This is a genomic window from Mycobacterium venezuelense (assembly GCF_054919535.1).
Window position 1 is genome coordinate 283,727 of record NZ_JBONDW010000009.1, and the last position, 14,958, is coordinate 298,684.

The window sequence follows — 14,958 nt, forward strand, 5'->3', positions numbered from 1 at the left end:
ACGATTCCCGGCAACGAAATGTTCAAACTGGATCTGTTCTGCGCCCGATGAGTTCTGTCGCGACGAAGGGTCTAGCTGCTCATGACGACCAAAACCACCGAGCTCACTGCGACCACGCCGGTCTCCACGATGACCGACACCGGCCTGCTCATCCTGCGCGTGGCCACGGGTGCGACCATGCTGCAGGCCGGCCTCATCAAAGCCTTCGACTTCTCCACGGCCGTCGGATTCATGGAATCCAGTGGCTGGCGATTGCCGGAATTCGCCGCGTTCATGGTGACCGCGGCCGAGACGCTCGGCGGCATCGGCCTGCTGCTGGGCATCCTGACCCCGCTCGCGGCCTGCGCGGTCATCGGCGCGATGGTCGACGCCTGGGCCGTCAACGTGTCGGCGGGCGCCTTCTGGTCACAGCCGTTCAACGTTCCGTTCCTCGTGGCCTTCGCCGCGGCGGCCCTGCTGTTCACCGGCGCGGGGACGCTGTCGGTGGACCACCGCGTGTTCGGCCGGTCCCGCGTCTCGACGCCTCTTGCCGTCGGCCTGCTGGTCGCGGGCATCGTCGTCGCGGTCGTGACCTGGATCGCACTCAACGGCGTCAACCCGATTCACTTCACGGCGCCGCCCAGCTGACGCCGAACGTGGGCCGTATGCACGCTTTTTGCATCAAAGCCGTGCGCAGGGCCCACGCTCGTGGGCACCTCGACTCGAGCTACTCGCCGGAAACCTACCCAAAAGTAGTATTGCCACCATTTTCCGATTCGTGACTCAAAGATTTCTTAATGGTGACCCATACGCTCAGTGTCATGTGGATCGACGACACCAGTGCAGATGTCATCAAGGTCGACTTCGACGCTCTCTACCACGGCGATGTCCTGGTCGAGGGTGACACGTCGGAGCAGTTTGACGACTACCAGTCCCTTCCGACTGCAGTATGAGAAAACGCGCGCCTCACGGCGCGCGTTTTCCGTATTCAGTTTGCCGGTGAATTAGCCGAGCCCGGCACCAGTCCTCGCCTTACGCGAGGACTGTTTCTTTCTCCAGATCGTCCTCATCGGCGCCGATCATGTTCAGCAGGCGCCCACTGATGAGAATCTCGGCCTCCGAGACCATCCGCGATACGAGTTCGCCGACCGTGGGAATGTCGTTGATCAGCCCCATGGACGTGCCGACCGACCAGATACCCGCATCGAGGTCGCCGATCTCATAGACCTTGACGCCGCGCTTGCCTGCGACCAGATCCTTGACGTCCTCGAACTGGCCGCCGTTGTTGAGAATCTGCACAACCTCACGCGACACCGCGTTGCTCGCGACACGAGCGGTGTTGCGCAGCGGCCGGAAGATCAGCTCGGTGTCGAGCTCGGTGCCCGCGACGATCGCTTCCTTGACCTTCTGATGAATCGCCGATTCGACCGTGCACATGAACCGCGAGCCCATGTTGATGCCGTCGGCGCCCAGCGCCAGCGCGGCCACCAGGCCGCGCGCGTCGGCGAAACCGCCTGAGGCGATCATCGGGATCTCGATCTTGGCCGCCGCGGCCGGAATCAGCACGAGACCGGGAATGTCGTCCTCGCCCGGATGTCCCGCGCACTCGAACCCGTCGATGCTGATGCCATCCACACCCAGGCTCTGCGCCTTGACCGCGTGCCGCACCGACGTGCACTTGTGCAGCACCTTGATGCCGTTGTCGTGGAACATCGGCAGGTGCGGAGCGGGGTTGGAGCCCGCGGTCTCGACGATCTTGACGCCCGAGTCGATGATGACCTGGCGGTACTCGTCGTAGGGCGGCGGGTTGATCGTCGGCAGGATCGTCAGGTTCACACCGAACGGCTTGTCGGTCAGCTCCCGGCACCGCTCGATCTCTTTGGCCAGATCGGCAGGCGTGGGCTGGGTGAGTGCTGTGATAAAGCCCAGAGCACCCGAATTCGCCACGGCGGCAACGAGTTCGGCCCGGCCGACCCACTGCATACCACCCTGGACGATGGGATGTTCGATCCCGAACGTCTCGGTGAACTTCGTCTTCAATGCCATGTTGTCCCCCTGTTACCGCGGCGCCATGCGGATCGCGCCATCTAGACGGATGACCTCACCGTTGAGCATCGGGTTCTCGATGATGTGCACGGCCAGCGCGCCGTACTCGTCGGGATCGCCGAGGCGAGCCGGATGCGGCACCTGCTGCCCCAGCGACTTCTGGGCCTCCTCAGGCAGCGAACCCAGCAGCGGAGTCTTGAACAAACCAGGCGCGATGGTGCACACGCGGATGAGCTCGCGCGACAGGTCGCGGGCGATCGGCAGTGTCATACCGACGACGCCGCCCTTGGACGCGGAGTAGGCGGCCTGGCCGATCTGGCCGTCGAACGCCGCCACCGACGCGGTGTTGATGATGACGCCACGTTCCTCACCCTTGAGCGGCTCGGTCTTGGCGATGCGCTCGGCGCTCAGCCGGATCACATTGAACGTGCCGATCAGGTTGACCTCGACCACCTTGCGGAAGCCGTCGAGCGGGAACGGGCCGTTCTTGCTCAGGGTCTTGATCGCGTTGCCGATGCCGGCGCAGTTGACGTTGATCCGCACCGGTCCGAGCGCCTCGGCCACGTCGAGCGCCTCGGACACCCCTGCCTCGTCGGTGACATCGGTGCCGACGAACTTCGCCCGATCGCCCAGTTCGGCGACAACTTCTTCACCCTTGAGGTCGATGACCACAACCTGCGCCCCCGCATCGAGCAGTCGCTTGGTGGTGGCCAGGCCCAGGCCGGATGCGCCGCCGGTGACGACGGCTACCGCGTCTTTGATCTCCACTTACCGCATTCCTTTCCGGCCGGCCCTGTGCCGACCCACTGGTTGGTTGGGACTTTATACCCAGTCGCGCAGGACTGCCTCGGTGTCCGCTCCGCGTTCGCCTGGCGGGGTGGGCTGCGCCGGCGTGCTGCGCGAGAAGCGCGGCGCAGGCATCGGCTGCAGATTGCCCGCGTCGTCGTAGAACGTGTCGCGCTCGGCGATGTGCGGCTCGGTGAGCACCTCGGCGAAGCTCAGCACCGGCGTGGCACACGCGTCGGTGCCGTTGAACACCTCAGCCCAGTAATCGCGGTCGTGGGCGGCGAACGCCTTCGTGAACGCCTCACGCAGCTCGGGCCACCGGGCGATGTCGTTCTGGCCCGGGAGATCGGCCGCGTCCAGCCCGAGCCCCTTGAGCAGCTCGGCGTAGAACTGCGGCTCGATCGCGCCGACCGCCATGTAGCGGCCATCCGCGGTCTCATAGGTGTCGTAGTAGGGCGCACCCGTGTCGAGCATGTTGGTGCCGCGTTCGTCGGACCACAGACCGTTGGCCCGGAAGCCCCACATCATCTGCATCAGCACCGACGAACCGTCGACCATCGCGGCATCGATCACTTGGCCCTTGCCCGACGCCTGGCGCTCGAACAGCGCCGCCAGGATCCCGACCAGCAGGAACATCGACCCGCCGCCGAAGTCGCCGGCCAGGTTCAGCGGCGGGACCGGCCGCTCACCCTTGCGACCGACCGCGTGCAGGAGCCCGTTGAGCGAGATGTAGTTGATGTCGTGGCCGGCCTGCAGCGCACGCGGACCGGTCTGACCCCAGCCCGTCATCCGGGCGTAGATCAGCTTGTCGTTGACCTTGGCGCAGTCGTCGGGGCCGAGGCCGAGGCGCTCGGTGACACCGGGCCGGTAGCCCTCGATCAGCACGTCGGCCTTCGAGATCAGCCGCAGCACCAGCTCGCGGCCCTCGTCGCTTTTAAGGTCGGCGGCCACCGAACGGCGGTTGCGCAGCATCGAATCGCGGTCACCCGCGGGTACTCCCCCGCTTTTGCCCGGCCGCTCGATACGCACTACGTCGGCACCCAGATCGCCGAGAATCATCGCCGCGTGTGGGCCGGGGCCGATACCGGCCAGCTCGACGACGCGCAAACCGTGCAATGGTCCTGTCATGCTCTACCGCCCCTTCGCGTGTTGGGCCTCAGTTGACCGCGACATAGCTTACTTGTATAACCTTGTCGCCAGATTTAGGGTGCAGCAATGACCACTGTTGACTCCAGGGACTCCGGCACCGCCTCCTATCCCCGCATCGACGCCGTTTCGGTGTCGCTCGCCGACGGCGTGCTGTCGGTGACCCTCAACCGGCCCGACAGCCTGAACTCGTTGACGCAGGACATGTTGACCGCGATCGCCGAGGCGATGGAGCTCGCGGCGACCGACCCTGCGGTGCGCGTCGTGCGGCTGGGCGGGGCCGGCCGTGGGTTCAGCTCGGGCGCCGGCATCAGCGAGGAGGATCAGAACGCCAAGAGCCACGACGCCGCAGGCGTGCTCGACGCCGCCAACCGTGCCGTCGGCTCCATCGTGGCGCTGCCCAAACCGGTTGTCGCCGTGGTGCAGGGGCCTGCCGCCGGGGTCGGCGTGTCACTGGCACTGGCCTGCGACATCGTGCTGGCCTCCGATCAGGCGTTCTTCCTGCTGGCCTTCACCAAGATCGGGCTGATGCCTGACGGCGGCGCGTCGGCGTTGGTCGCGGCGAACATCGGCCGCATCCGGGCCATGCGCCTCGCATTGCTCGCCGATCGACTGACCGCCGCCGATGCCTACGACTGGGGTCTGATCAGTGGCGTGTACCCGGCGGCGGAGTTCGACGCCGCGGTGGACAAGGTGATCTCCAAGCTGCGGTCGGGGCCCGCGGTGGCGTTGCGCAAAACCAAGCAGGCCGTCAATGCGGCCACGCTCACCGAACTCGACGGCGCGTTCGCGCGGGAGCGCGAAGGGCAGCTGCAGCTCCTGGTTTCCAACGACTTCCGTGAGGGCACCAAGGCCTTCCAGCAGAACCGGCGCCCGGAGTTCACCGACTCCTGAGTTTCCTTGCGCGAGCAGACGCATACGTACCCGTCAACGCGCATTTTGAGGTACCCGCGCTGGGGGCACCTCCCGCTTGCGGGGGACTGCTCGCGATCGAAAATCGGTGGACTGAAAAGCCTTCGGGTGGGCACCATCGAGTGTTGTGAGCATGCAACACGACATCCAGCAGCCGGTGCGCGAGACCGGCGGGTGGCGTGTGCTCGCACCCTTCCGGATCCGGGAGTACCGGCTGCTCATCGCCGCGGTGGCGCTGTCGATCTTCGCCGAGGGCATGTGGTCGGTCGTGATGGCGTTGCAGGTCATCGCGATCGACAACGACCCGACGTCACTGTCGTTGGTCGCGACCTGCTTGGGCGCGGGCCTGGTCGCGTTCGTTCTGGTGGGCGGCATCGCCGCGGATCGGTTCAATCAGCGCACGATCATCATCGCCGTCGAGACCGTCAACTTCGTCACCGTGTCGATCGTCGCGGTGCTGGGATTGCTGGGCACGCTGAAGATCTGGCATATGGCGGTCGCCGCAGCCATTCTCGGCATCGCCGCGGCGTTCTTCTTCCCGGCATACAGCGCGATCCTGCCGCGCATCCTGCCGCCCGAACAGCTGTTGGCCGCCAACGGCGTGGAAGGCGTGGTGCGACCGGTTTTCCAGCGCTCGGTCGGCCCGGCCGTCGCAGGCATGGTGATCGGGGCGACGATCCCGTACGTGGGTGCGATCGTCGTCGCGGTGCTGTTCGGCCTTGGGCTCGCGCTCCTGGTGGCCACCCGGCCGGACGCGGATTCGGCTGCGGCACAGCCTGTTACCCAACAGCAGCCCCATGTCCTGCGCGACCTGCGCGACGGGTTCGTCTTCATGCTGCGCACCCGATGGCTCCTGTGGACACTGTTGTTCGCGAGCATGTTCGTGCTCGTCGTGCTGGGACCGATCGAGGTGCTCCTGCCGTTCATCGCGCAGGACCGCTTCGCCGACGGCGCACGGGCTTACGGATTCATCCTGGCGTTCTTCGGTGTCGGCAGTGCGCTCGGCGCATTGACGGTGTCGTCACGACGGATGCCGCGCCGCTATCTCACGACGATGATGGTGATGTGGGGCCTCGGTTCCGCTCCGCTGGTGGTCGTCGGCTACACCTCGTCGTTCCCGTTGATGGCGTTGGCGACGTTCGTCGTCGGCGTGACCGACGGTGCGGGCATGGTGATCTGGGGCACGCTGCTGCAGCGCCGGGTGCCGCGGGAGATGTTGGGCCGGGTGTCGAGCCTGGACTTCTTCGTCTCGCTGGCGTTCATGCCGTTGTCGTTCGCGATCGTCGGCCCACTCTCGAAGGTCATCTCCATGGAGACGATCTTCTTGGTGTCGGGCATCGCGCCGGTCCTACTGGCGCTCGTCGCGCTCACGGCCGCCCGCATGCCCCGCGACGAGCTCGCGCACCCGCTGCGTTAGACGCCGAATATCGGTGGCAGGACGAGCACCATCATCAGGCCCCAGAAGAAGTGGGTCAGCACCGGCGCGAGCACGCCACCGGTTATTCGGCGCTCATAGGCGCATACCGCACCGAGCAGAATCGCCGCGAAGCCGAGCATCGGGTTGCCTGCCGCCATAACCGCGGCGACGTAGATCACGGTCGAGATGACGGCCGGATAGTGGTTACCCAGAGCGGAGTAGAGCGCGCCGCGGAAGAACAACTCCTCGGCGACCCCGTTGACCACCGTGATGAACACGATGACCAGCAGCGGTCCGTGGTTGGCGAATTCGAGTACGGCAGTGACATATTCGCGCAGTCCGGGAATCAGCCGGGCGATCAGCCCGCCGACGGCGAACACTGCGCCGAGCCCGAGTCCGACGACGGTGCCGAGCACCAACGGGCGCCGATGGCGGCCGACCTGCAGCGGCCCGGACACGACCGCGCCGATGGTCCACACCGCGGCCATCGTCAAAGTCAGCCAGTAGAACGACGTATCGCCGGGCTGACGTCCGAGCGAATAGGCTTGAAGCACCGCACCGGCGACCAACACGACACCGACCACGATCCGCCTGCGCAACACCACGGTGTGCGTTTCCTGGTCGGCCATCACCACCGTCATACCCGTTTCACCACCAGGCCGAACACGATGTCGAGTCCCGACCGGAGTACGGCCGCCATCGGACCGGGCATCGGCGGGAGCAAGCCGAGAGCGGGGCGGACAAACGGGGGCGTGAACTGCCGGATGCGCGAAGCGTCGCCGCCTGCCCAGTCCGGATCCGTGTCGGCCAGGTGATGGGGGTCGGCCAGTGCGTTGACCGGGCGGCGCCGCCTGCTCGACAGTGCCAACACGAGCGCTTCGTCGAGGGCCAGCAGGCCGCCCGGTGGATCAGGCACCAGGCCGCGGATGCCGTCACCCGCTGCCGTCATCGGATGATCAAGGGACGCAGTCAGATCGGCGGCCAACCCGTCGGGAACCGGCAGGGCGAGCGCCGACACGCGCGACGCCAAACCGGTCGCCACGCCGAAGACCGGGATCCCGACCCGACGCTTGCCTGCCAGGCGGGCGTACGTTGCCAACAAGTCGCGATACGTCGTCCGTTCGGGCCCGTAGATGTCGTACGCCCCGGCAGGCACCCGATCGGCGTCCCCGGCCGCCATCAGGTAGTACAGCACGTCGCGAATCGAGATCGGGTCCATCAGGTTGGCCATCCAGCGCGGGATCGGCATCACCGGGAACCGGTCCCCCACATAGCGCAGGATCTCGAACGACGTCGAACCCGCACCGATGATCATCGCCGCGCCCAGCCACACCACCTCCGGCCCGCCGTCCACGGTCAGCGCATGAGCCACCTCGGCGCGCCCAGCGAGATGCTCGGATAGCGCGTCGTCGTCCGGCACGAAGCCGCCGAGATAGACGATGCGGCGCACACCCGCGTCGCGCGCGGCAGTCGCGAAGTTGGCTGCCGCCAGGTTGTCGGCTTCGCGGAACCCGGGCCTGCCGATGCCGTGTACGAGGTAGTAGACGACGTCGATCGGGCCGGCCTGTGCGAATGCGCCCGCAACCGACTCAGGATCGTCGGCGTCGAGCGCCACCGCGTCGACGTGCGGATACCACCCGAAGTCGGCCAGCCGGGCGCGGTGACGGCTGCCCACCACGACATCATGGTTCTCCGCAAGCAGCGCCGTGACCAGCCTCGACCCCACATAACCGGTCGCACCGGCCACGAGTATCCGCATATTCCGCCTTGTCCTCACGCTCATCTCGGCGCGACGTATACCCCGGCCGCGGTCGCGGCAATCGCCGCAGTGACCACACGCCGGCCATCGACCGCGGCGAGTGGTTTTGAGCTGCTGCGGAATTGACAGCGTGGGGCAGCGGACAGTCAGCAGGCAACGTCGAGGTAAACGGTCTTGCTGGTAACGATTCTGGCGTTGTCGCCGCCTGCGCCGGGAGCGGGCCGACTGAACGCGGCCCCCGGCCGAACCCGGCTGACGACGCACTGATCGAGGGACGCGCTACCCGTTCGGTGGACGATCACCCGATAGCCTTTCGAAGCCAGCTTGCTGATGGTGTTTCCCACGGCCGTCTCATTGGCCGATTCGGCGGATGCGAGGCCGGGCAACAGGCCGAACGCCGAACAAACCAGTGCCGCAACCGTTGTGGCGTAGCGCAACTTTCGCATAAGAGTCCTTCACAGCAGTGTGAGTCTGATTGCGCCGCCGCCGAGCACGATCGCGCCCGCAGGTTTCCCCAGTAGGGAATCTTTCCTCACATGGTAATATTTCCGCCGCAGAAGATACCGGAAGAACGACGATACGGCCACCGGCTTGTGATGCTCGGCCGCGGAAGGACCGACCATGCCCATCCTCTCGGCGCGCATAGCCGTCGCCATCGCGATCGCGATTGCCATGCCGCTGTCGGTCACCGCGTGTGGCGGCGACCAGGACAGTGACAAGCTCGTCATCGGGACGAAGTTCGACCAACCGGGGCTCGGCCTCAAAGGCACGGACGGAACGATGACCGGACTGGATGTCGACGTGGCCAAATTCGTCGCGACAGAGCTCGGTTTCGACGAGAACCAGATCGAATGGAAAGAGGCGCCGTCCGCACAGCGCGAGACGCTGATCCAGAACGACCAGGTCGACTTCGTCGTCGCGACCTACTCGATAACCGACGCGCGCAAGGAGAAGATCGACTTCGCCGGACCGTATCTGATCACCGGCCAGAGCCTGCTGGTGCGGTCCGACACCACCGACATCGTCGGCGCGGCGTCGCTGCAGAACAACAAGAAGCTGTGCTCAGTCGCCGGATCGACTCCTGCGCAACGGATCAAAGACGAGTATCCAGGCGTGCAGATCCAGGAGTACGACACGTACTCAGCCTGCATCGACGCCCTCAGGAACGGCGTCATCGACGCGGTCACCACCGATGAGACGATCCTGGCGGGATACGCGGCACAAGAGCCCGGCCTCTTCAATGTCGTGGGTGACCCGTTTTCCGAGGAGCGGTACGGGATCGGGATCAAGAAGGGCGACAACGATCTTCGCGCCAAGATCAATGATGCGATCGTGAAGATGCAGCGAGATGGAGACTGGAAAGTGGCGTGGGATACCAATTTGGGACCCGCGGGACTGCCCGCGCCGCAGCCACCCCAAGTCGACCAGACCTAGCAGTCACCCTGGCTCAGTCCGGCGCGACGTACACCCCGGCCGCGATCGCCGCAATCGCCGCGTCGACCGCACGCTCGGCGTCGGCGACGGTGAGTGGTCTTGTGCTGGTGAGGAACTGGTAGTAGAGCGGGGCGGAAACCTGCTTGACGGCGGCAGCCGCATCGGTTCCGGGCGGCGCTTCACCTCGATCGACGGCATCGACGACGCAACCGGACCACTCCGCGATGCGCCGGTCGTAGAAGACCTGCAGCGCGTCAGCGGTGCGCCGATCACAGGTCGCGGCAGCGATGATGGCCTTGAACAGCGGGCCCTGACGCGGGTCGGTCAAGGTGCGCCGCACCAGCGCGGCGTTGGCCCGCAGGTCGCCGCGCAGCGATCCGCTGTCGGCGCGCGGCGAAGATTGTTCGGCCATGTCGGCCAGCAGGTCGGCGACGAGTGCCGGTACCGATCCCCAACGGCGGTAGACGGTCGACTTGCCGACCTCGGCGCGTTCGGCCACCGCCGTGAGCTCGAGGCCGCCGAGGCCCGTCTCGATCAGTAGGTCGGCGGCCGCGCGGAGCACCGCCTCGCGCACTGCTGCGGTGCGTCCACCCGGTCGTTCGCCAGCCATCGACACCATCTTAATAGGACACTGTTCCCATTAGTGCTAGAGTCAACTATCGGGAATGTGGTTTCATTAAGGAGTCGGCATGGAATATCGCAGGGTGGGCAACTCGGGCCTGACGGTGTCCGAACTGAGTTTCGGCGCAGCGACTTTCGGCGGGCGCGGAGAGTTCTTCGGGGCCTGGGGCAACACCGGGATCGAGCAGGCCCGCGCGTTGGTCGACTTATGCCTCGAGTCCGGCATCACGATGTTCGACACCGCGGATGTGTACTCGGACGGCGCGTCAGAAGAGGTGCTCGGTGCGGCGTTGCGCGGACGCCGCGACAGCGTCCTGATCTCCACCAAAGCAGCCCTGCCGACCGGTTCCCAAGACTGGGGCACGTCGCGGTCGCGACTGCTGCGCGCGGTGGACGCTGCCCTGCAGCGGCTGCAAACCGACCGGATCGACCTGTTCCAGCTGCATGCCTACGACGCGTTCACCCCGATCGACGAAGTGCTGCAAACGCTCGACGCGCTCGTCGAACAGGGCAAGGTGCGCTACACCGGCGTGTCCAACTTCTCGGGCTGGCAACTGATGAAATCCCTGGACCTGGCCGAAAAGCACCATCGCCCAAGGTATATCGCGCACCAGGTGTACTACTCGCTGATCGGCCGCGACTACGAGTGGGAACTCATGCCGCTTGCCGCGGCGGAAGGCGTCGGCGCATTGGTGTGGAGCCCGTTGGGCTGGGGCCGGCTGACCGGAAAGATCCGTCGCGGCAAGCCGCTCCCGCAGCACAGCAGGCTGCACGCCACCGCCGACGCGGGCCCGCCGGTCGACGACGAACTGCTCTACGGCGTCGTCGACGTACTGGACGCGATCGCCGCCGAAACCGGCAAGACCATCCCCCAGGTCGCGCTGAACTGGCTGCTGCGCCGGCCGACCGTATCGTCGGTCATCGTGGGAGCGCGCGACGAGCGCCAGCTTCGCGACAACCTCGGAGCGGTCGGGTGGCAGCTCGACGCCGACCAGGTCTCGCGGCTCGACGCGGCAAGCCGCCGCGAGGCTCCGTACCCGTACTTTCCCTACTTCCGGCAGGAGGGGTTCGCGCGGCTCAACCCGCCGATCGGTGTAGATCGGTGAGGTGGGTGTAGGCCTTGGCGTTGAACTGGTTGTGACCGACCTCGTCGTCGGTGAGCTCACGGCGCACCTTGGCGGGCACTCCGGCCACCAGTGATCGCGGCGGAACCACCATGCCCTGTGGCACGACGGCACCCGCGGCCACCAGAGATCCGGCACCGATGACCGCACCGTTGAGCACGACCGCACCCATACCGACGAGGCTGTCCTCCTCGACAGTGCAGCCGTGCAGCACCACGTTGTGCCCGACCGTCACCCCAGCGCCGATGCGGCACGGAAAACCGGGGTCGACGTGCACGGTGACACCGTCCTGGATATTGCTGTTCGCGCCGACCTCGATGGGCTCGGACTCGGCGCGCAAGGTTGCCCCGTACCAGACGCTGGCCCCGGCGGCCAGCGAAACCTGCCCGATCACAGTGGCATTCGGCGCCACCCAGGATTCGGAATCCAGATGTGGCGTGTGGCCAAGGACGGTGACGATCAGCGGCTCAGGCATGGCGGCCATCGTAAACAGCCGGATGTCGCGGTCACGCCCCCTGGTACACCTTGCGGTAGCTCGACGGCGACATGCCGAGCCCGCGCCGCAGGTGGTGGCGCAGGTTGCCCGCGGTGCCGAGACCGGACAACCGGGCGACCTCCTCGACCGGCAGATCGTGGGATTCCAGCAACTCCCTGGCCCGATCGAGCCGGCGGTTGCGGATCCACGTCCCCGGTGCCTGGCCGGTCTCCTCGTGAAAGCGGCGGCTGAACGTTCTGGCGCTCATGTGCGCGTGGCGGGCCAGCCGCTGCACGGTGAGGTCCTCGTGCAGATGACTCAGCGCCCACTCCCGGGTGGCCGCGGTCGACGCCTGATCGGTGACCGGCATCCGGCGGTCGATGAACTGGGCCTGACCGCCCTCGCGCCACGGCGGCACCACGCAATAGCGTGCGACGGTGTTCGCCACCTGCGCGCCGTGATCGGTCCGGATGATGTGCAGGCACAGATCGATTCCGGCGGCCAGGCCCGCCGACGTCAGCAGGTCGCCGTCGTCGACGAACAACACGTTCTCGTCGAGCATCACCTTCGGATGCATCGAACGCAGGGTCTCGGCATGCTGCCAATGCGTGGTGGCCGGCCTGCCGTCGAGCCATCCGGCCGCGGCCAACACGAAGGCCCCGGTGCAGATCGACACCAGCCGCGTACCGGGCCGGATCATGTTCAGTGCGGCCGCCAGTTCCTCGCCCAGGACGCCCTCCAGCCGGGCCTGCGGATACCGCGTACCCGGGATCACCACGGTGTCGGCAGTGGCCAACGCCTCCGGGCCGGCGGCAGGGACCATCGCGAAGCCCGTGGTGGTCGCGACCGGGCCCGACGTCAGTCCGCACGTCACCAGCTCGTATAGCGGTGCGCCGTCGGCATCGGTGGCGTTGGAGAACAGCGTCGGCGCGATGGTCGCGTCGAATCCGATCACCGGTTCGAGCAAGAGGACGACGACGCGATGCATGTTCGCATTCTGGCATGTTTTTAACGATTGATGTCATTTATGCCACTGGCCGCTTACGGTCCGGTCCGCGACAGTGATCGGGTGAGGCTGACGTTGAACCGCATTCACTGGGCCTGGGTGGTCGCCACGGTGAGTTTCGTGGCGATCCTGGGAGCGGCCGGCTTCCGGTCGATCCCCGGCGTGATGATGAACCCGCTGCACCACGAGTTCGGCTGGACGCACGGCACGGTCGGCCTCGCGATGTCGGTCAACATGATGTTGTACGGGCTGACCGCGCCGTTCGCGGCCGCGCTGATGGACCGATTCGGCGTGCGGCCGGTCCTGACGGCGTCGCTGTTGATGATCGCGGCCGGTTCGGCCTTGAGCATCACGATGACCGCCAGCTGGCAGCTGGTGGTGCTGTGGGGCGTGCTGGTCGGCGTCGGCACTGGTTCGATCTCGATGGGATTCGTGGCGACCATCGCGACGCGCTGGTTCGAACAGCGCCGCGGCCTGGTGACGGGCGTGCTCACCGCGGCAAGCGCGACCGGCCAGCTGATCTTCCTGCCGATCGTCGCCGCCGTCACCACGAGCCACGGCTGGCGGTGGGCCTCATTGATCGTGGCGGCCGCTGCCCTGGCCGTCGTGCCACTCGTCGCGGTGTTCATGCGCAACTACCCCAGCGACAAAGGCCTCGCCCCGTACGGTTCTGCTGCCGTCGGGCCACCACCGGCCGTCCCGGCGAGCAGTTTCAAAGCGGCTTTCGACGGGCTGCGGGTTGGCGCGAGCGTTCCGGCGTTCTGGCTCCTTGCGGTCAGCTTCGCGATCTGCGGCATGACCACCAACGGTCTGATCGCCACCCATTTCATTCCGGCCGCCAATGACCACGGCATGCCGACCACTGTCGCCGCGGGCCTGCTGGCCGCGATCGGCATCCTCGATGTCGTCGGCACGGTGTTCTCGGGATGGCTCACCGACCGCGTCGACCCCAGGCTCCTGTTGCTCGTCTATTACGCGGGACGGGGGGTGTCGCTGCTGCTGTTGCCGTCGCTGCTCTCGCCGCAGGCCGAACCGAGCACGTGGGTGTTCGTGATCTTCTACGGCCTGGACTGGGTCGCGACGGTGCCGCCGACCATCGTGCTGTGCCGGCATTACTTCGGTGACCGCACGCCCGTGGTCTTCGGCTGGGTGTTCGCCTCTCATCAGATCGGCGCGGCCATCGCGGCCGCGGGAGCCGGCTGGCTGCGCGATCTGAACGGCAATTACGACATGGCCTTCTATATGGCCGCGGGCCTGTGTTTCGTCGCTGCCGCGTTCTCTGCCAGTATTGGGAAAGCCCAGGTCAAGGCCGCAGAACCGGTATCTGCCGACAGCTCTGCTTTGCCGTAACCATAACGTTGCCTTTAACATCCGATGCGGCGCCGCGGGGAACGCCGAGGCATTTTGTGCTTGCAGGTGCTCGCGTTCCGGCTGAATGGCGCGTCACCGGCAGCCGACGTACACAGGCCGGCATGAGCGGGAGGAACCCCAGCAATGAACACTCGCACCAAGACCTTGGGGGTAGCCGCGGCGATCGCCGCGATTGCCACTTCGCTGCCCTTGGCGATCACCGCTTACGCCGAACCGGCGGAGCCCACCACCACGACGGCGGCTCCGGTGGTCGAGATTCCCGATCCGCATGGTTCGGGTTGTGACGCCTTCAAGAAGGCACACCCCGAGTGGAAGAACCTGTCGGAACTGCCGGCCGGCCAGGTCCTGGCCAGCCTGCCCGAGATCAGCACGTTCAACGCCGCGATCTCCGGTGGCTTGAACCCCGCAGTCAACATCGTGCCGGTGCTCGACAACGGCCCGTACGTGATCTTCGCGCCCACCAATGAGGCATTCGCGGCGATGGAGCCCGGCAAGCTCGATGCGCTGAAGGCCGATCCGGCCGCGCTGACGAGCTTCGACTACTACCACGCGTTCCTGGGCCTGCTCGGCGCCGACGACGTCAAGGGTCAGCGGCCCACGCAGCAGGGCGCTGAGGTCAAGGTGACCGGCAAGGGCGGCGACATCAAGGTCAACGACGTCGCCAAGCTCGTCTGCGGTCCCATCCAAGCCCAGAACGCCCGCATCTACCTGATCGACACGGTGCTGGATCCGAATTCCCCGCCCGCGCCGATCACCCCGGGCGTCACGACCACGAGCAGCACGACCACCACAACCACGACGACGACCGCGCCCGCGCCGACGCCTGCGGCGGACGCGCCAATCGGCTGAGTTCTCGTACCCGAAAAGCCCCCGAAACTTCGC

Annotated in this window: 17 protein-coding genes; 8 read left to right on the top strand and 9 right to left on the bottom strand. The window is 66.5% G+C overall.

From position 1 onward, the window contains the following. The first annotated feature begins 81 nt into the window (after window positions 1-81). Together ACRCUN_RS17570 and ACRCUN_RS17575 are read left to right on the top strand one after the other, a co-directional pair. Window positions 82-627, top strand: a complete 546-nt coding sequence (locus tag ACRCUN_RS17570; RefSeq protein ID WP_462142892.1) for a DoxX family protein — start codon at window positions 82-84, stop codon at window positions 625-627. A gap of 173 nt (window positions 628-800) precedes the next feature. After that, window positions 801-932 carry a hypothetical protein gene (locus tag ACRCUN_RS17575; protein WP_110775021.1) on the top strand — a complete coding sequence of 44 codons (132 nt, stop codon included), beginning with the start codon at window positions 801-803 and terminating at the stop codon, window positions 930-932. A 79-nt stretch (window positions 933-1,011) separates the two neighbouring features. Here ACRCUN_RS17575 and ACRCUN_RS17580 read toward each other — a convergent pair whose 3' ends face one another. The 3 genes from ACRCUN_RS17580 to ACRCUN_RS17590 are packed head-to-tail and all read right to left on the bottom strand — an operon-like array spanning window position 1,012 to window position 3,939. Further along, the gene (locus ACRCUN_RS17580; RefSeq protein WP_462142893.1) at window positions 1,012-2,025 is read right to left on the bottom strand and encodes an NAD(P)H-dependent flavin oxidoreductase; all 1,014 of its coding nucleotides are present in this window, start codon (window positions 2,023-2,025) and stop codon (window positions 1,012-1,014) included. 12 nt (window positions 2,026-2,037) lie between these two features. After that, complete coding sequence (locus ACRCUN_RS17585; RefSeq protein ID WP_462142894.1) at window positions 2,038-2,793, bottom strand: 3-hydroxyacyl-CoA dehydrogenase; 756 nt, start codon at window positions 2,791-2,793, stop codon at window positions 2,038-2,040. Window positions 2,794-2,847: 54 nt separating this feature from the next. Next, complete coding sequence (locus ACRCUN_RS17590) at window positions 2,848-3,939, bottom strand: CaiB/BaiF CoA transferase family protein (protein WP_462142895.1); 1,092 nt, start codon at window positions 3,937-3,939, stop codon at window positions 2,848-2,850. 87 nt (window positions 3,940-4,026) lie between these two features. On the opposite strand from ACRCUN_RS17590, the gene ACRCUN_RS17595 reads away from it, so the two are divergent. Both ACRCUN_RS17595 and tet(V) read left to right on the top strand, forming a co-directional pair. Then, complete coding sequence (locus ACRCUN_RS17595) at window positions 4,027-4,851, top strand: enoyl-CoA hydratase (RefSeq protein WP_462142896.1); 825 nt, start codon at window positions 4,027-4,029, stop codon at window positions 4,849-4,851. Between the two features lie 151 nt (window positions 4,852-5,002). Next, complete coding sequence (tet(V), locus tag ACRCUN_RS17600) at window positions 5,003-6,286, top strand: tetracycline efflux MFS transporter Tet(V) (protein WP_462142925.1); 1,284 nt, start codon at window positions 5,003-5,005, stop codon at window positions 6,284-6,286. Here tet(V) and ACRCUN_RS17605 read toward each other — a convergent pair. The 3 genes from ACRCUN_RS17605 to ACRCUN_RS17615 form a co-directional block, all read right to left on the bottom strand. Then, complete coding sequence (locus ACRCUN_RS17605; protein WP_462142897.1) at window positions 6,283-6,927, bottom strand: CPBP family intramembrane glutamic endopeptidase; 645 nt, start codon at window positions 6,925-6,927, stop codon at window positions 6,283-6,285. The two genes, tet(V) and ACRCUN_RS17605, sit on opposite strands and share 4 nt — an antisense overlap. After that, complete coding sequence (locus ACRCUN_RS17610) at window positions 6,924-8,045, bottom strand: NAD(P)H-binding protein (RefSeq protein WP_462142898.1); 1,122 nt, start codon at window positions 8,043-8,045, stop codon at window positions 6,924-6,926. Before ACRCUN_RS17610 ends, ACRCUN_RS17605 begins: the two co-directional genes overlap by 4 nt. Before the next feature lie 146 nt (window positions 8,046-8,191). Then, window positions 8,192-8,491 carry a hypothetical protein gene (locus ACRCUN_RS17615; protein ID WP_462142899.1) on the bottom strand — a complete coding sequence of 100 codons (300 nt, stop codon included), beginning with the start codon at window positions 8,489-8,491 and terminating at the stop codon, window positions 8,192-8,194. Between the two features lie 175 nt (window positions 8,492-8,666). On the opposite strand from ACRCUN_RS17615, the gene ACRCUN_RS17620 reads away from it, so the two are divergent. After that, on the top strand, window positions 8,667-9,479 hold the full coding sequence (locus ACRCUN_RS17620) for a glutamate ABC transporter substrate-binding protein (RefSeq protein WP_462142900.1): 813 nt from the start codon (window positions 8,667-8,669) through the stop codon (window positions 9,477-9,479). Between the two features lie 13 nt (window positions 9,480-9,492). Here ACRCUN_RS17620 and ACRCUN_RS17625 read toward each other — a convergent pair whose 3' ends face one another. Further along, a complete protein-coding gene (locus tag ACRCUN_RS17625; protein WP_462142901.1) occupies window positions 9,493-10,089 on the bottom strand; it encodes a TetR/AcrR family transcriptional regulator in 597 nt (198 codons plus the stop codon). Between the two features lie 79 nt (window positions 10,090-10,168). Here ACRCUN_RS17625 and ACRCUN_RS17630 point away from each other — a divergent pair, with 79 nt between their 5' ends. Next, the gene (locus tag ACRCUN_RS17630; RefSeq protein ID WP_462142902.1) at window positions 10,169-11,206 is read left to right on the top strand and encodes an aldo/keto reductase; all 1,038 of its coding nucleotides are present in this window, start codon (window positions 10,169-10,171) and stop codon (window positions 11,204-11,206) included. Here ACRCUN_RS17630 and ACRCUN_RS17635 read toward each other — a convergent pair. After that, on the bottom strand, window positions 11,178-11,699 hold the full coding sequence (locus ACRCUN_RS17635) for a gamma carbonic anhydrase family protein (RefSeq protein ID WP_462142903.1): 522 nt from the start codon (window positions 11,697-11,699) through the stop codon (window positions 11,178-11,180). The genes ACRCUN_RS17630 and ACRCUN_RS17635 overlap by 29 nt on opposite strands. Window positions 11,700-11,730: 31 nt before the next feature. After that, window positions 11,731-12,687: a GlxA family transcriptional regulator gene (locus ACRCUN_RS17640; RefSeq protein ID WP_462142904.1), complete on the bottom strand. Its 957-nt coding sequence runs from the start codon at window positions 12,685-12,687 to the stop codon at window positions 11,731-11,733. A 39-nt stretch (window positions 12,688-12,726) separates the two neighbouring features. Here ACRCUN_RS17640 and ACRCUN_RS17645 point away from each other — a divergent pair, with 39 nt between their 5' ends. After that, on the top strand, window positions 12,727-14,055 hold the full coding sequence (locus ACRCUN_RS17645; protein ID WP_462142926.1) for an MFS transporter: 1,329 nt from the start codon (window positions 12,727-12,729) through the stop codon (window positions 14,053-14,055). A gap of 144 nt (window positions 14,056-14,199) precedes the next feature. Then, complete coding sequence (locus ACRCUN_RS17650; protein ID WP_462142905.1) at window positions 14,200-14,925, top strand: fasciclin domain-containing protein; 726 nt, start codon at window positions 14,200-14,202, stop codon at window positions 14,923-14,925. The last annotated feature ends 33 nt before the right edge of the window (window positions 14,926-14,958 follow it).

Bases quoted from the DNA above. Each gene is read 5' to 3' on its own strand.
- ACRCUN_RS17635 (WP_462142903.1), bottom strand. From the start codon at position 11,699: ATGCCTGAGCCGCTGATCGTCACCGTCCTTGGCCACACGCCACATCTG.
- ACRCUN_RS17610 (WP_462142898.1), bottom strand. From the start codon at position 8,045: ATGCGGATACTCGTGGCCGGTGCGACCGGTTATGTGGGGTCGAGGCTG.
- ACRCUN_RS17580 (WP_462142893.1), bottom strand. From the start codon at position 2,025: ATGGCATTGAAGACGAAGTTCACCGAGACGTTCGGGATCGAACATCCC.
- ACRCUN_RS17650 (WP_462142905.1), top strand. From the start codon at position 14,200: ATGAACACTCGCACCAAGACCTTGGGGGTAGCCGCGGCGATCGCCGCG.
- ACRCUN_RS17620 (WP_462142900.1), top strand. From the start codon at position 8,667: ATGCCCATCCTCTCGGCGCGCATAGCCGTCGCCATCGCGATCGCGATT.
- ACRCUN_RS17630 (WP_462142902.1), top strand. From the start codon at position 10,169: ATGGAATATCGCAGGGTGGGCAACTCGGGCCTGACGGTGTCCGAACTG.
- ACRCUN_RS17595 (WP_462142896.1), top strand. From the start codon at position 4,027: ATGACCACTGTTGACTCCAGGGACTCCGGCACCGCCTCCTATCCCCGC.
- ACRCUN_RS17645 (WP_462142926.1), top strand. From the start codon at position 12,727: ATGCCACTGGCCGCTTACGGTCCGGTCCGCGACAGTGATCGGGTGAGG.
- ACRCUN_RS17605 (WP_462142897.1), bottom strand. From the start codon at position 6,927: ATGACGGTGGTGATGGCCGACCAGGAAACGCACACCGTGGTGTTGCGC.
- ACRCUN_RS17625 (WP_462142901.1), bottom strand. From the start codon at position 10,089: ATGGCTGGCGAACGACCGGGTGGACGCACCGCAGCAGTGCGCGAGGCG.
- ACRCUN_RS17590 (WP_462142895.1), bottom strand. From the start codon at position 3,939: ATGACAGGACCATTGCACGGTTTGCGCGTCGTCGAGCTGGCCGGTATC.
- ACRCUN_RS17575 (WP_110775021.1), top strand. From the start codon at position 801: ATGTGGATCGACGACACCAGTGCAGATGTCATCAAGGTCGACTTCGAC.
- ACRCUN_RS17615 (WP_462142899.1), bottom strand. From the start codon at position 8,491: ATGCGAAAGTTGCGCTACGCCACAACGGTTGCGGCACTGGTTTGTTCG.
- ACRCUN_RS17570 (WP_462142892.1), top strand. From the start codon at position 82: ATGACGACCAAAACCACCGAGCTCACTGCGACCACGCCGGTCTCCACG.
- ACRCUN_RS17640 (WP_462142904.1), bottom strand. From the start codon at position 12,687: ATGCATCGCGTCGTCGTCCTCTTGCTCGAACCGGTGATCGGATTCGAC.